Annotated in this window: 16 protein-coding genes; all 16 read left to right on the forward strand. The window is 36.0% G+C overall.

The genetic code is table 11. The features are described from left to right. Positions 1-62 precede the first annotated feature (62 nt). The 16 genes from HUW50_RS09440 to HUW50_RS09515 all read left to right on the forward strand — a co-directional run bounded on the left by HUW50_RS09440 (position 63) and on the right by HUW50_RS09515 (position 14,510). The gene (locus HUW50_RS09440) at positions 63-833 is read left to right on the forward strand and encodes a TatD family hydrolase (protein WP_066333550.1); all 771 of its coding nucleotides are present in this window, start codon (positions 63-65) and stop codon (positions 831-833) included. Positions 834-1,074: 241 nt separating this feature from the next. After that, positions 1,075-2,268, forward strand: a complete 1,194-nt coding sequence (locus HUW50_RS09445) for a G5 and 3D domain-containing protein (RefSeq protein ID WP_185653861.1) — start codon at positions 1,075-1,077, stop codon at positions 2,266-2,268. A gap of 171 nt (positions 2,269-2,439) precedes the next feature. Next, a complete protein-coding gene (gene rnmV / locus HUW50_RS09450; protein ID WP_066333543.1) occupies positions 2,440-2,997 on the forward strand; it encodes a ribonuclease M5 in 558 nt (185 codons plus the stop codon). Continuing rightward, positions 2,997-3,881, forward strand: coding sequence for a 16S rRNA (adenine(1518)-N(6)/adenine(1519)-N(6))-dimethyltransferase RsmA (gene rsmA / locus HUW50_RS09455; protein ID WP_185653862.1), 885 nt, complete (start codon positions 2,997-2,999; stop codon positions 3,879-3,881). The genes rnmV and rsmA overlap by 1 nt, the downstream gene beginning before the upstream one ends. Before the next feature lie 355 nt (positions 3,882-4,236). After that, on the forward strand, positions 4,237-5,118 hold the full coding sequence (yabG, locus tag HUW50_RS09460) for a sporulation peptidase YabG (protein WP_066333534.1): 882 nt from the start codon (positions 4,237-4,239) through the stop codon (positions 5,116-5,118). 402 nt (positions 5,119-5,520) lie between these two features. Next, positions 5,521-5,790 (forward strand): biofilm formation stimulator Veg, encoded by a 270-nt coding sequence (veg, locus tag HUW50_RS09465; RefSeq protein ID WP_026562427.1) that lies wholly within the window; start codon positions 5,521-5,523, stop codon positions 5,788-5,790. 258 nt (positions 5,791-6,048) lie between these two features. Then, positions 6,049-6,237, forward strand: a complete 189-nt coding sequence (locus tag HUW50_RS09470) for a small, acid-soluble spore protein, alpha/beta type (RefSeq protein WP_066333532.1) — start codon at positions 6,049-6,051, stop codon at positions 6,235-6,237. 390 nt (positions 6,238-6,627) lie between these two features. Next, positions 6,628-7,497: a 4-(cytidine 5'-diphospho)-2-C-methyl-D-erythritol kinase gene (ispE, locus tag HUW50_RS09475; protein WP_185653863.1), complete on the forward strand. Its 870-nt coding sequence runs from the start codon at positions 6,628-6,630 to the stop codon at positions 7,495-7,497. A gap of 59 nt (positions 7,498-7,556) precedes the next feature. Next, positions 7,557-8,402, forward strand: a complete 846-nt coding sequence (gene purR / locus HUW50_RS09480; protein WP_066333527.1) for a pur operon repressor — start codon at positions 7,557-7,559, stop codon at positions 8,400-8,402. A gap of 1 nt (position 8,403) precedes the next feature. After that, positions 8,404-8,778, forward strand: coding sequence for a RidA family protein (locus HUW50_RS09485; RefSeq protein WP_066333523.1), 375 nt, complete (start codon positions 8,404-8,406; stop codon positions 8,776-8,778). A 295-nt stretch (positions 8,779-9,073) separates the two neighbouring features. After that, positions 9,074-9,364 carry a septation regulator SpoVG gene (gene spoVG, locus HUW50_RS09490; protein WP_046517517.1) on the forward strand — a complete coding sequence of 97 codons (291 nt, stop codon included), beginning with the start codon at positions 9,074-9,076 and terminating at the stop codon, positions 9,362-9,364. A gap of 358 nt (positions 9,365-9,722) precedes the next feature. After that, positions 9,723-11,099: a bifunctional UDP-N-acetylglucosamine diphosphorylase/glucosamine-1-phosphate N-acetyltransferase GlmU gene (gene glmU, locus HUW50_RS09495; protein WP_066333513.1), complete on the forward strand. Its 1,377-nt coding sequence runs from the start codon at positions 9,723-9,725 to the stop codon at positions 11,097-11,099. Between the two features lie 19 nt (positions 11,100-11,118). Beyond that, on the forward strand, positions 11,119-12,072 hold the full coding sequence (locus HUW50_RS09500; protein ID WP_066333511.1) for a ribose-phosphate diphosphokinase: 954 nt from the start codon (positions 11,119-11,121) through the stop codon (positions 12,070-12,072). 456 nt (positions 12,073-12,528) lie between these two features. Continuing rightward, a complete protein-coding gene (locus HUW50_RS09505; RefSeq protein WP_066333508.1) occupies positions 12,529-13,155 on the forward strand; it encodes a 50S ribosomal protein L25/general stress protein Ctc in 627 nt (208 codons plus the stop codon). Between the two features lie 475 nt (positions 13,156-13,630). Further along, positions 13,631-14,188 carry an aminoacyl-tRNA hydrolase gene (pth, locus tag HUW50_RS09510; RefSeq protein WP_066333505.1) on the forward strand — a complete coding sequence of 186 codons (558 nt, stop codon included), beginning with the start codon at positions 13,631-13,633 and terminating at the stop codon, positions 14,186-14,188. Between the two features lie 91 nt (positions 14,189-14,279). Then, positions 14,280-14,510 (forward strand): anti-sigma-F factor Fin, encoded by a 231-nt coding sequence (locus HUW50_RS09515; protein WP_066333502.1) that lies wholly within the window; start codon positions 14,280-14,282, stop codon positions 14,508-14,510. Positions 14,511-14,623: the final 113 nt, after the last annotated feature.

Here is a 14,623-nt window from a genome sequence, read left to right on the forward strand (position 1 = left end):
CCACGTGTAACATTTTGTAGAACACCCCTTTGATTTGTCGAATGGAAAGGAAGAGGTAAATAATGCTATTTGATAGCCACGCTCATTTAAATGCGATTCAATACGAAAAAGATATAGTAGAGGTCATTCAACGAGCAAAAGATGAAAAAGTAACACATATTGTGGTGGTAGGTTTTGATAGGGAAACGATTAGTAAAGCAATGGAACTAACTGATCAATATGACATGATCTATGCAGCTGTGGGATGGCATCCAGTTGATGCAATTGATATGACGGAAGAAGATTTAAATTGGATTAAACAATTAGCTTTACATCCGAAGGTTGTTGCAATAGGTGAGATGGGACTGGATTATTATTGGGATAAATCCCCTAAAGATATACAGAAGGAAGTTTTTCGTAAACAAATCCAATTAGCAAAAGAGGTTAAACTTCCAATTATTATTCATAACCGTGATGCTACAGAAGATGTTGTAAGGATACTTCAAGAAGAGAATGCAAGTGAAGTAGGCGGTATTATGCATTGTTTTACAGGTAGCCTTGAGGTAGCTAAGCAGTGTATGGATATGAACTTCTATATATCGTTTGGGGGACCTGTAACCTTTAAAAATGCGAAGAAACCAAAGGAAGTCGTCAAAGAAATACCAATGGATCGACTTTTAATTGAGACCGATTGTCCATATTTGACCCCGCATCCTTTTAGAGGAAAGCGCAATGAGCCAAGCTATGTGAAGTATGTTGCTGAACAAATTGCAGAGTTAAGAGGAGTCACTTTGGAGGAAATAGGAACAAAAACTTCCGACAATGCGAGGAAATTATTCGGCATAACTCGATAAGGAAACATGTCGAGTTTTGGAATAGCTTGTCCTGATGGTTACAATATCTAAAAGTTCTACATGTCTCATCTCCTTCATAGTATATCTTTGTCGATAACTCTTTCTTCACTTTTGTCTTATTATTGCGCATAATTATGAATACGTTGGAAAAATGAGACAACGTCGAGAGGGTTGACAAGATGACAGATACTCTATATAATCCACGAGGAAGAAGGAGGCGTTTTTCATTTTCATTCAAAACATGAAAAAGCTGTTTTCCGAAAAAGTAATAAAGAATAAGGTTGTCCTTTCTGCTGCTAGTTTACTAGTATTAGGGTCAGGTACCGCGTATGGTACATATGAGGGAACGAAGGATACTGTATCATTGACTGTGAATGGTAAAGAAGAGAAGATTCGAACTCATGCTGATACAGTGAGTGCATTACTTAAAGAAATAGAAATAGATATACGAAAAGAAGATGGCATCTCACCTGCAGCAGGTAAAAAGATAGAAGATAACATGGAAATAGTCTATGAAGCTTCTAAACCAATAAATGTTGCAATAGGCGAGAAGCGAAGGACAATCTGGACGACAGCGGATACAGTGAAAGAATTAATTCAGCAAGAGAACCTAGATGTTACAGAGCATGATAAGATTGAACCAGCATTAGATACAAAGATTGAAAAAGATTTGTCACTAACCATTGATAAAGCATTCAAGCTTACACTAAATGTTGGCGAAGAAAAACAACAAGTTTGGACTACTTCGACTACTGTCGCTGACTTTTTAAAAGAACACAACGTTAAATTAAACGAATTAGATGAAGTAAAACCGGCTCTTACAGCAAAAATCAATGAAAAGAGCGCCATAACGGTTACACGTATAGAAAAAGTCACCGATGTAGTGGAAGAACCAATTGCCTTTGATGTTGTTACGAAAAGCGATAGCAGCATTGATAAAGGGAAGCAGAAAGTTATTGATTCTGGAAAAGAAGGTAAACTAAAGAAGCACTATGAAGTAGTTGTTGAAAATGGAAAAGAAATTTCTAGAAAACTACTTAAAAAAGAAACTGTTGAAGAAAGTAAAAATCGTGTTGTCGCTTTAGGTACAAAGGTTGCTAGCCCAGTAAGTACTGCTACTGTTTCACGCGGAAATGATTCTGTTGCAAAAGAGTTTTATGTTAACTCTACTGCCTACACAGCAAGTTGTAGTGGTTGTTCAGGAACAACAGCCACAGGAGTTAATTTACGGGCAAATCCTAATGCTAAGGTGATTGCAGTTGATCCAAATGTGATCCCACTAGGTACAAAAGTGTATGTCGAGGGCTATGGATATGCAGTTGCTGCTGACACTGGTTCAGCAATAAAGGGAAACAAAATCGACGTGTTCATACCAACAAAATCAGCTGCCTATCGATGGGGTTCGAAAAAAGTGAAAATTAAAATTTTAGATTAGAACTGGCAGAGGGTTTTTATCCCTCTGTTTTTTTGCGTTATAATGGTTAAAAGCGCAAGCGCCTTGACCAGGCGCTGGAGCTAGACACTGAAACTCAGTATTGTTATTTAAATAGTCTCTATATATTAGACGATACAACTCTTTAAAAAGTTTCATCATTTGGAGGAAAAAATGAAAATAAAAGAAATTATTGTTGTTGAAGGGAAAGATGATACAACTGCTATTAAACGAGCTGTTGATGCAGATACAATTGAAACGAATGGATCATCAATCGGTGAGTCAGTTATAGAGCAGGTAAAGCTTGCTCAACAAACAAGAGGTGTCATTTTATTTACCGATCCGGATTTTCCTGGAGAAAAGATAAGAAAAACAATTTCAGAAAAAGTCCCTGGCTGTAAACATGCTTTCTTGCCTAAAGAGGAGGCAAGACCGAAAAATGGTAAGGGGATAGGAGTGGAGCACGCCTCTGTTGAATCAATACGTATTGCATTACAGTCAGTTAAAGAAGAAATGGATGAATTCATTAGTGAAATATTTTTGGATGATTTATTAGAAGCTGGTCTTGTGGGTGGAAATCGAGCAAGGGCTAGACGTGAAAAATTAGGTGCTTTATTAAAAATCGGCTATACAAATGGAAAACAACTTCATAAAAGACTGCAAATGTTTCAAATAAGTAGAGAAGAATACATAAAAGCAGTAACCACGATCTTACAGGAGGAGAATAATTAATGATGAAAGATATTGCAACTCCGGTTAGAACTACGGCAATTTTAGAAAAGTACGGCTTTTCCTTTAAAAAAAGTTTAGGTCAAAATTTTCTTATAGAACCCAATATATTATCAAGAATTGTTGATCATGCTGAGGTGACCGATAAAACGGGTGTTATTGAAATTGGACCAGGAATAGGTGCATTAACAGAACAGCTTGCTAGACGAGCAAAAAAGGTTGTCGCATTTGAGATCGATCAAAGATTGCTCCCAATCTTAAATGAAACATTAGCGCCATATCCAAATGTATCAATTATTCATCAAGATGTTTTAGAGGCAGATTTAAAGAGAGCTGTAAAGGAGCACTTTAGCGACTGTGAGGAAATTATGGTTGTAGCAAACTTGCCTTATTACGTAACAACTCCAATCATAATGAAGCTATTAGAAGATCAATTACCACTTAAAGGGATCGTCGTAATGCTCCAAAAAGAGGTGGCAGATCGAATTTCAGCTAAACCATCTACTAAAGAATATGGTTCGTTATCAATTGCTGTACAGTATTATACTGATGCCAAAACAGTTATGACTGTTCCTAAAACAGTATTTGTACCTCAGCCTAATGTTGATTCAGCAATTATACGCTTATTAGTAAGAAATGAGCCAATTGTTGAATTGGAAAATGAATCATTCTTTTTCCAAATTGTCCGGGCTAGCTTTGCACAAAGAAGAAAGACACTGCTAAATAATTTGGTTCATTTCTTACCGAATGGAAAAGAATTAAAGCCGGTGATAGAAGAAACATTGTCACAAGTAAATATCGATGGAAAACGAAGAGGAGAGTCTCTTTCCATTGAAGAGTTTGCCAAGCTTAGTGATGCATTAGATAAAGTGCTCACAAAAGCTTAACTTATTACCTTAGCAAATATTAAGATAACAGCATAAATAAAGAGTATAGAAATCTAGGTGAAGTCTTTATTGGGACTAAGTCTAGATTTTTTCTTTTTATTTGAATCAGGAATTAAGGGAAGTAGCACTACCTTCATGTTTTTTACAATGTGATATCACAAATTAATAAAATCAACATAGGCTAGAGGAGGATACCTTATTAGAGGGAATTAGATTTTGTACGGAGTTTTTGTATTTAGCTGCAGCGCTAAGCCCTTCAATATTGAAGGTAAAAGAATATCTTCTAATCATGAGCGTCTTTTCTTTAGACTGGGCAAGGGAACTTGCGCTTTTCTTAAACATTGGAGTGATAAACATGCAGGTGAAAATTGGAGATGTAGTAGCAAGAAAATCCTATAAGCTTGACCTGTTATTTAGAGTGATTAATGTAAAAACATCTGCTAATGGTGAGCAGGTTGCAATTTTATATGGAGATGAAGTTAGGCTAATAGCAGATGCACAATGTGATGATCTAGTTGTTGTGGATGAAAATGAAAAGAATAGTCGTAAGCAAAAGGAAAAGGAAATCATTGATCAATCGTATTATTTATTTAGACAGGATTATCAACTATTGCGAGAAAAACAGGAATATTACGCAACATCTAGCTATAGTCATAATGAAGAGTTTTTCCATATTCCTGGAAGAGTTCTTCATGTTGATGGAGATCCACTTTATTTACAAAAGTGTTTATCCTTATATGAAAAGATTGGAGTCCCAGTAAATGGGATACATGTAAGTGAAAAAGAGATGCCAGAAAAAATAATTGGGCTACTAGATAAATACCGTCCAGATATATTAGTGGTGACGGGCCATGATGCTTATTCAAAGCATAAAGGAAATATAGATGATTTAAATGCATATCGGCATTCTAAACAGTTTGTTCAAACTGTGAGAAATGCCCGTAATAAAGTTCCACATCTTGATCAGCTAGTCATATTTGCAGGAGCTTGTCAGTCTCACTTTGAATCTTTAATTCGTGCAGGTGCTAATTTTGCCAGTTCACCTTCACGAGTTAATATACATGCATTAGACCCGGTATACATTGTTGCAAAAATAAGTTTTACACCTTTTGTTGAAAGAATAAATGTATGGGATGTTCTTAGAAATACCCTAACAAGAGAAAAAGGACTTGGTGGTGTAGAAACAAAGGGAGTTCTTCGAACAGGTATGCCATATAGAAAACATGATTTCCAATAATATTTTGCCGCTTAGCATTTATGTAATGTAAGTGGCTTTTTTTCTGTAAGGATAAGAACTTCAAAGGAATTCTAAAAAAAAATCTATTTTTTTTGATAAAAATCATGGTTATTTATTATTAGAGTAGTGTCTATTCCAAATGTTTATTTCTTACGTTTAATCCCAAAAAACCTTATGATTTAAGCTATTTTCAGTCAAAAAATGAACAATTAATTATGAAATAAAAAAAACATTCATTTTTACACATAAAAGTGTACGACTTTGTTCAAACTACATGTAGGTCGAGTGAGAATTTTGTTGAAAATAATTTATTGACAGTAGGGAAAAGTTATTGATATAATTTAAATTTTATTTGACTTACATAGGCTTAAGATGTATAATTATACTAGTGAGGTGGATGCAATGGGAAAAACTCTAACGGATATTAAAAAGTCCTTGGATGGTAATCTTGGCAGACGATTAACTCTTAAAGCAAACGGTGGTCGTAGAAAAACGATAGAACGCTGTGGTGTACTTGCAGAAACCTATCCATCTGTCTTTGTTATTGAGCTTGATCAAGATGAAAATTCTTTTGAACGTGTATCTTACAGCTATGCTGATGTTTTAACTGAAACAGTACAATTAACATTTTTTGAAGATACAACAGGTTCATTTGCAGTTAGTGGACAGTAGACAGCGAATTGTTTACTGTTTTTTCTTTTGGAAAAAAAGAGTACTACTATAGATTAAATAAGTTTAGGCCATTTTTAATAAGTGTTGAGGGGCTACTCAAGATTTCCGTTGTAATTAATGGTGGCGGGAGCCTAAGAAGCAGGATTTAACAATTAATTATCTTCATAATATGATGTTTTAATACAAATGATATAAAATGCCGCGTTAAATTTCTTCTTTCAAATTCAAGCTTATCCTTTGAAAGGATGTGTTTTTAGCATGGGCAGACGTCGTGGAATTATGTCTGAAAGCTTTAAATATGAATTGGCAAAGGACTTAGGTTTTTACGATACAGTTAAAGAAGAAGGCTGGGGAGCAATTCGGTCGCGTGATGCTGGTAATATGGTTAAGCGCGCCGTTGAATTAGCACAATCACAGCTTGCTCAACAGAATAATAGGAATAAATAGAAAAGCGGCAGGGTTGACTTGTAAGTTCAGTGATCTCATTTTGAGGACTGTTCTTGTAGTCAGCCCTTTCTTTCTATAGGAAAAATATTGAATTAAATGTTTTGGTGTCTAGCTCGAATTTTACACTCCCTATACGCTAAATCAACATTGAACGCTCGTGCTCTTCATGTTTTCTTTGCCGCATTAACTTGCAGTTAATTATAACTGCAAGTTAATGCGGCAATAAGTCTCGATATCCATCAGAAAACCACTGATGGAAGGAGTGCTCTTTTTCTTCGTCGCTGACCAAGGCGCTTACGCTTTTCTATAAATGTCGAAAAAGGAAATACTTTACCTGCTTTTGTGGTACAATGTTGATAAAATTTCAGATCGTCAAAGTAGGTGAATACGATGCGTGTTTTAGAAAAAGCACCAGCGAAGATAAATTTATCATTAGATGTCCTTCACAAACGTAAGGATGGCTTTCATGAAGTGAAAATGATTATGACAACGATAGATCTAGCCGACCGTGTTGAGCTAGTTGATTTACCATATGATGAAATAAGGATTATTTCTCATAACCGGTTTGTTCCAGATGATCAACGGAACTTAGCATATCAGGCAGCTAAATTATTAAAAGACCGATTTAAGATTAGAAAAGGGATATCTATTTCAATTACAAAAACAATACCAGTAGCTGCAGGCTTAGCAGGAGGAAGTAGTGATGCGGCTGCAACTTTACGAGGGCTAAATCGGTTATGGAATTTAGGTTTAACTTTAGATGAATTAGCAAATCTAGGAGCAGAAATCGGATCAGATGTATCCTTTTGTGTATATGGAGGGACTGCGTTAGCTACTGGTAGAGGTGAAATTATTCAACATATTACTTCACCACCACATTGTTGGGTCGTACTTGCAAAGCCAACAATTGGTGTTTCTACAGCTGACGTATATAAGAATTTAAACATCAACTCTATTCATCATCCTTATGTAGAGGGGATGATTGAAGCGTTAAAAATCGGTGATTATGATCAAATATGCAATCTTATGGGAAATGTATTAGAGAGTGTAACATTACATATGTATCCTGAGGTCGCAAATATAAAAGACCAAATGAAACGATTTGGCGCTGACGCAGTATTAATGAGTGGTAGCGGACCAACCGTTTTTGGTCTCGTGCAATATGAATCACGCTTGCCAAGAGTTTATAATGGTTTAAGGGGATTTTGTGACCAAGTTTTTGCGGTAAGGATGCTTGGAGAACGAAACTGCCTTGATTAAATACGGATATTAAGTTATATTTACTATAATAATATTCGGATTTTGGAGGTTACCATTTCATGAAATTTCGTCGTAGTGGTCGTCTTGTGGATATGACAAACTACATGCTTCATCATCCACATTCGTTAGTGCCATTAACATTCTTTTCTGAGAAATATAAATCAGCTAAATCTTCCATAAGCGAAGACTTGACGATTATTAAAGAGACTTTTGAGCAACATGGAATTGGAACTTTACTAACCGTACCTGGTGCTGCTGGTGGAGTGAAGTTTATTCCACAAGTCGAGGCAAATGAAGCATTACAATTCATTGACGAGCTTTGTGAATTAATGGCTAAACCAGAAAGGTTACTTCCTGGAGGTTATTTGTATTTAACGGATATCCTAGGTAACCCTTCTATTGTAAACAAGTTGGGAAGATTATTTGCAACGGTTTTTAGCAACCGTAAAATTGATGTAGTAATGACTGTAGCAACTAAGGGTATACCTCTCGCCTATGCAGTCGCAGGACAGCTTGGTGTGCCTGTTGTTATGGTAAGAAAAGATAGTAAGGTAACAGAGGGTTCTACGGTAAGTATTAATTATGTTTCTGGTTCATCAAAGCGGATACAAACGATGCTATTAGCAAAAAGAAGTTTAAAAGAAGGTTCAAATGTATTAATTATTGATGACTTCATGAAAGCTGGAGGTACAATTAATGGCATGATTAGCCTCTTGGAAGAGTTTAAGGCTAATGTGGCAGGTATCGGTGTTCTTGTAGAAACTGAGGGAGTAGAAGAGAGATTGGTTGATGAATACGTCTCTCTCGTGAAATTAACTGATGTAGATACTCGTGAAAAACACATCCAGGTAATGGCGGGAACATATTTACAGTTTGTGAAGGATAAGGAGATTGGAGAGGATTAGTATGAATATAGTAAGTACAAATCAGGCACCAGCCGCTATTGGTCCATATTCTCAAGGTATTATCGCAGGTAATATTTTTTATAGTTCAGGCCAGATTCCCTTAACTGCTGAGGGCGAATTGGTTACAGGAGATATTGCAGAACAAACACATCAAGTTTTTAAAAACTTAAAAGCAGTACTAGAAGAGGCTGGAGCTTCATTTGAATCAGTTGTTAAAGCTACAGTATTTCTTAAGGATATGAATTCGTTTGCTGCATTTAATGATGTGTACGGCCATTATTTTGCAGAGCATAAACCGGCACGTTCTTGTGTAGAGGTTGCACGTCTTCCGAAGGATGTTCTTGTAGAAATTGAAGTAATAGCATTAATTAAATAAAGATCTTTTAATTACCAATCGTTTAATAGACGGTTGGTTTTTTGTTTGCTAAAAAAGAAGTCTTTTCTTGTATTTTCATCTAAATCCTAGTACCTCTTTTCACTTTCACTCCATTATCTATGAGGAGTAGTGTATTATTATCAGTCGTTGTATGTCTGTGTGGATGAATAGGGAGCTTTTATTTAAAATTTATTAGGCTAAATTAAAAAAATTTTCAAATAATGCAGGAATAAACAAAAAAACGTTGAATTTAGTAACTAAAGTTTTTCATATGGGGGAAAAGGTGGTGAACAGAATGGAAGTTACAGACGTTAGATTACGCCGCGTAAATACCGAAGGTCGTATGAGAGCGATTGCATCTATCACACTAGATCATGAATTTGTTGTTCATGATATTCGTGTTATTGATGGAAATAACGGTCTCTTTGTTGCGATGCCAAGTAAGCGTACTCCTGATGGAGAGTTCAGAGATATTGCACACCCTATTAACTCTAATACACGCGGAAAGATTCAAGATGCTGTATTAGCTGAATATCATCGTTTAGGTGAGCTAGAAGTAGAATTTGAAGAAGCAGGTGCTTCATAAAATATGAAAAGGGACTTTGCATATATTATGCAGAGTCCTTTTTTTTGTTTTGTATTAATTCACCACTTTGTTTTCTTGACTAGATAATGACTCGAAGAGAGCTAGGTTCGGTAGCTGGATTAAGCGTCCTCTGGTTTACTGTCGCTAAACGGATGCTACGCTTCTCTCATTATTTTGTTAAAGTTTTCTAGGTACGTACTAAAAAATAAAACTATGATAAAATTAGAAATATCGTGTACTTTTAAATGCTATCTTGAAATGCGCGTTGTTTTAGGATATATTTTTTTATGGATAAATAGGTATTTACGTATAAATGTTTTGTTGAAAAAGGTTAAATATTAAAATGGAGGCCTAGTAAATGGATAATCGGTTCGCAGTTATTTTAGCTGCTGGTCAAGGCACACGAATGAAATCTTCACTATATAAAGTTCTACATCCTGTTTGTGGAAAACCAATGGTACAGCATGTTTTAGATCATGTATCTAAATTAGATTTAGCAAAGATTGTTACTGTAGTTGGGCATGGGGCTGAAATAGTAAAATCTGAACTTGGAGATGTTAGTGAGTATGCTTTGCAAAGTGAACAGTTAGGGACTGCTCATGCTGTTATGCAAGCTGCATCATACTTAGAGAATGAAGAAGGAACAACGATTGTTATTTGCGGTGATACGCCCCTTATCACACCAGACACTCTTAATTCTTTATTAACTCATCACCAAGAAACAAATGCAATGGCAACGATCTTAACTGCAAAAGCCGATGATCCAACTGGCTATGGTCGCATCGTTCGGAATGAAATGGGGACAGTAGAAAAAATAGTTGAGCATAAAGATGCAACTGAATTAGAACGAGGTATTCCGGAAATTAATACAGGTACATATTGCTTTGATAATAAAGAATTATTTAAAGCATTATCAAATGTATCGAATGATAATGTTCAAGGAGAATATTATCTACCAGATGTAATTGAAATTCTCCAAAAAGAAGGAAAGATCGTTTCAGCTTATCAAACAGCTTCTTTTGATGAAACTTTGGGAGTAAACGATCGTATTGCGTTATCACAGGCAGAAAAAATTATGAAGCAACGCATCAATAAAGAGCATATGAGAAATGGTGTATCGTTAATTGATCCTGATCACACGTATATTTCAGCAGATGCCGTAATTGGACGTGATACAGTTATCTATCCCGGAACAATGATTATTGGTGAAACTGTAATCGGTGAAAATTGCATTATTGGTCCAAATTCAGAAATAAAAAATTGCACAGTTCAAAATGAAACAACAATCCGCCAATCTGTTGCCCATGATAGTCATATTGGTAATAGTGTTGCAATTGGGCCATTTGCGCACATTCGTCCTTCATCTACTATTTCTGATGAAGTGAAAATTGGGAACTTCGTTGAAATCAAAAAATCGACAATGGGTAAAGGAAGTAAAGCATCACATTTAAGCTATATTGGAGATGCTGAAGTTGGTGCAGATGTAAATCTTGGATGTGGATCTATTACTGTTAATTATGACGGTAAAAATAAGTTTTTAACAAAGATTGAAGATGGAGCTTTTATAGGTTGTAATTCTAACTTAGTTGCCCCTGTAACAATCGGTAAAGGAGCATATGTTGCCGCTGGATCAACAGTTACAAATGATGTACCAGAAAAGGCGTTATCGGTTGCGCGATCAAGACAAGTAAATAAAGAGAATTATGTCGATCGTTTAAATAATAAAAATTCCTAATGGAGGTTTTCACTTTACCATGTCTAATCGCTATGGAGATTCTAATTTAAAAATATTTACGCTAAACTCTAATCCTGCTTTAGCACAAGAAATTGCTGAAATTGTTGGGGTTGATTTAGGGAAGAGTTCTGTAACTCGCTTTAGTGATGGAGAAATTCAAATTAATATCGAAGAAAGTATTCGTGGTTGTGATGTTTATATTATCCAATCAACAAGTGGTCCTGTCAACGAGCACTTAATGGAGCTATTAATTATGATAGATGCTTTAAAGCGTGCATCAGCCAAAACGATTAACCTCGTTATTCCTTACTATGGTTATGCGAGACAAGATCGTAAAGCAAGAGCTAGAGAGCCAATTACAGCTAAGCTTGTGGCAAACCTAATAGAAACAGCAGGATCAACTCGTGTTATCACGCTTGATCTACATGCACCACAAATTCAAGGATTCTTTGATATACCAATCGATCATCTTATGGGAGTTCCAATTTTAGGAGAGTATTTCCTGGGTAAGAAATTAGATGATATTGTCATTGTTTCCCCGGATCATGGTGGTGTTACACGTGCTCGTAAATTAGCAGATAAGCTAAAAGCTCCTATTGCGATTATTGACAAAAGACGCCCAAGACCTAATGTTGTTGAAGTGATGAATATTGTTGGTAATATCGAAGGGAAAACAGCCATCCTAATCGATGATATTATCGACACAGCAGGAACGATTACTCTAGCAGCTAACGCGCTTGTTGAAAATGGCGCAAAAGAGGTATATGCTTGTTGCACACATCCAGTTTTATCTGGTCCAGCTATTGAGCGTATTCAAAATTCTAAAATTAAAGAACTAGTTGTTACAAATTCAATTGCATTACCTGAAGAGAAGCGTATTGATAAATTAGTTGAATTATCTGTGGCTCCATTAATTGGTGAAGCTATCATACGTGTACATGAAAAACAATCTGTAAGTTTACTTTTCGATTAATATAATTGAAGCCTAATCTTAAACGTTTTTCAGGTGAGGGAACTATACAATTCACCTGAGAAGTTTTGCTTAAGGTTAGGCTTTTTTGTTTTATTTTTTAAAAGTCTTCTACCGTGGATAGCGCTTTGAAATCCAGGTCCAACGCCTAGCGACTAGTGAAATCCACCCTCCTTATACGCTAAGTCAACATCGAACGCTCGTGCTCTTCGTGTTTCCTTTGCGCACCTTAACGGGCACTAAATGAAAGAACTCCCCTTAAAAGTCCGATAAGTCTCGCTATACATCAGAAAAACCCTGATGGGAGTCTTACTTTATCTCATACGGAGTGCTCTTTTTTCTACGTCGCTGATCAAGGCGCTTACGCTTTTCTAATCGCCTTTCTTAAAAAAATGTTTATACCTCCCCTGTTATGGGCAAACAATAGATATAGGCAAAATTCGTTAGGAAGGTGTTAATATGACAACATTACAAGCAACTGAAAGAACGGAATTCACAAACTCAGCTAAAAGAAAAATTCGTGAATCAGGAAAAGTACCCGCGGTTATTTACGGAAAGGCTTCAGAAAATAAATCAGTAGCGTTAGATAGTATTGAACTAATTAAGACATTGAGAGAAGAAGGTAAGAATTCAATTATTACTCTAGATGTTAATGGATCATCACATGCAGTTATGCTCTATGATATGCAAAAAGACCCATTAAAAAATGAAATTGTTCATGCGGATTTTCATATAGTGGACATGAAATCAGATGTACAAGTTGAAGTGCCGATTCACTTAACAGGCGAAGCTCTAGGAGTGAAGGATGGTGGTGTTTTACAGCAACCTCTTCATGAAGTAACAATCACTGCGAAACCAGGGAAGATTCCACAGACGATTGATGTTGATATTACGAACCTTGGAGTAAATGAGACACTATTGATAAAGGATATTCCAAATAACGGGAACTATTCTTTCGTGCAAGATGAAGAACAGGTTATTGCATCCGTTCTCCCACCTCAACAAGAAGCAGAAATTGATAGTGGAGAAGAGCAAGAAGCTGGAACTCCTGAAAATGAAGAGGGTCGTGAGCATAACGCTGAGTAATACTAGATAGAAAATGCATATTTAATATATAGTGTCAGTCTGTAACCAAATGTTTTTAGAGAGAATTCATTTTTCTCTTTAAAAAAGCCATTGGTAAGGGCTGACACTTTACTTTTGAGGAATCCACTTTTGTGCTATTGTTATATAAATAGTCTCAATAATTGAAAATAAAATGTAAAAGTTTAATGATAAGTATATAATAAGGTCAGATGCTTTTTAAGTAATAACAAGGTATTAAATCTTTTCACTTAGTTTTGGTGGCTAGCTCCAGCGCCTAGTGAACTTCACACTCCTTATACGGTAAGTCAACATCGAACGCTCGTGCTCTTCGTGTTTCCTTTGCCGCATCTTAACGAGCAGTAAATGATAACTGCCCGTAAAGGTCCTTTATCTCATACGGAGTGCTCTTGTTTCTCGTCGCTAAACGGGCGCTTGCGCTTTTCTAATATGATTTGTGTTGGGAGGGTTTCTAGTTATGAAACTCATAGTCGGGTTAGGTAACCCTGGGAAAGAGTATGATCAAACAAGACACAATGTAGGTTTTATGATAATAGATAGGCTTTCAGAAGAGTTATCTATCCCTCTTGATCGTCACAAGTTTAATGGGCTATACGGAATGGGGCATATTTCAGGAGAGAAAGTCATATTATTAAAACCACTTACATACATGAATTTGTCAGGGGAATGCATTCGACCTTTGATGGATTATTATGAAATAAATGATGACGAACTAGTCGTTATTTACGATGACCTTGACCTACCTGTTGGAAAAATTCGATTAAGAACAAAAGGTAGTGCTGGAGGTCATAATGGGATTAAATCAATGATTCTACACTTAGCGACACAAGAATTTAATCGGATCCGTGTAGGTATTGATCGTCCGGCAAATGGAATGAAAATTTCAGATTATGTATTAAGCCGATTTTCTTCCGATGAAGCTCAGGGGATAATTGAAGCAATTGAACGTTCAGCAAATGCATGTGAAAAATGGTTATCAACCTCTTTCACCCAAGTTATGAATGAATATAATTAAGAAAAGCTATAGAGCGCATTTAATACATGTATATTGAGCCTCTAAAAGGTACATACTAGGACTAAAACAAACCTTTTTAGGGGAGGCAATTATGGCTCTGCATTATCATTGTAGACACTGTGGTGTGAATGTAGGAAGCATTGATAATATCTCTGTTTCAAGCGAACAGCTAGGGTTTGATCATTTAACAAATGATGAACGTCAAGAGATGATCACTTACCAGCAAAATGGTGATATTCACATAAAAACAATTTGTGAGGATTGTCAGGATGCTCTAAATAGAAATCCAGATTTACACCAATATGAGAGTTTTATTCAGTAAGAGCTTTGGGTGCAACCCCAAAGCATTTTTCTGTTTTGACTTTTCATGATGGGTAAGTACGTGTAAACATAAGTATCAGTACGAATTTTAAAACCAATAACCTGATAATAGAT

Origin of the sequence: Metabacillus sp. KUDC1714 (assembly GCF_014217835.1) — a bacterium.
Taxonomy (GTDB): Bacteria; Bacillota; Bacilli; order Bacillales; family Bacillaceae; genus Metabacillus; species Metabacillus rhizosphaerae.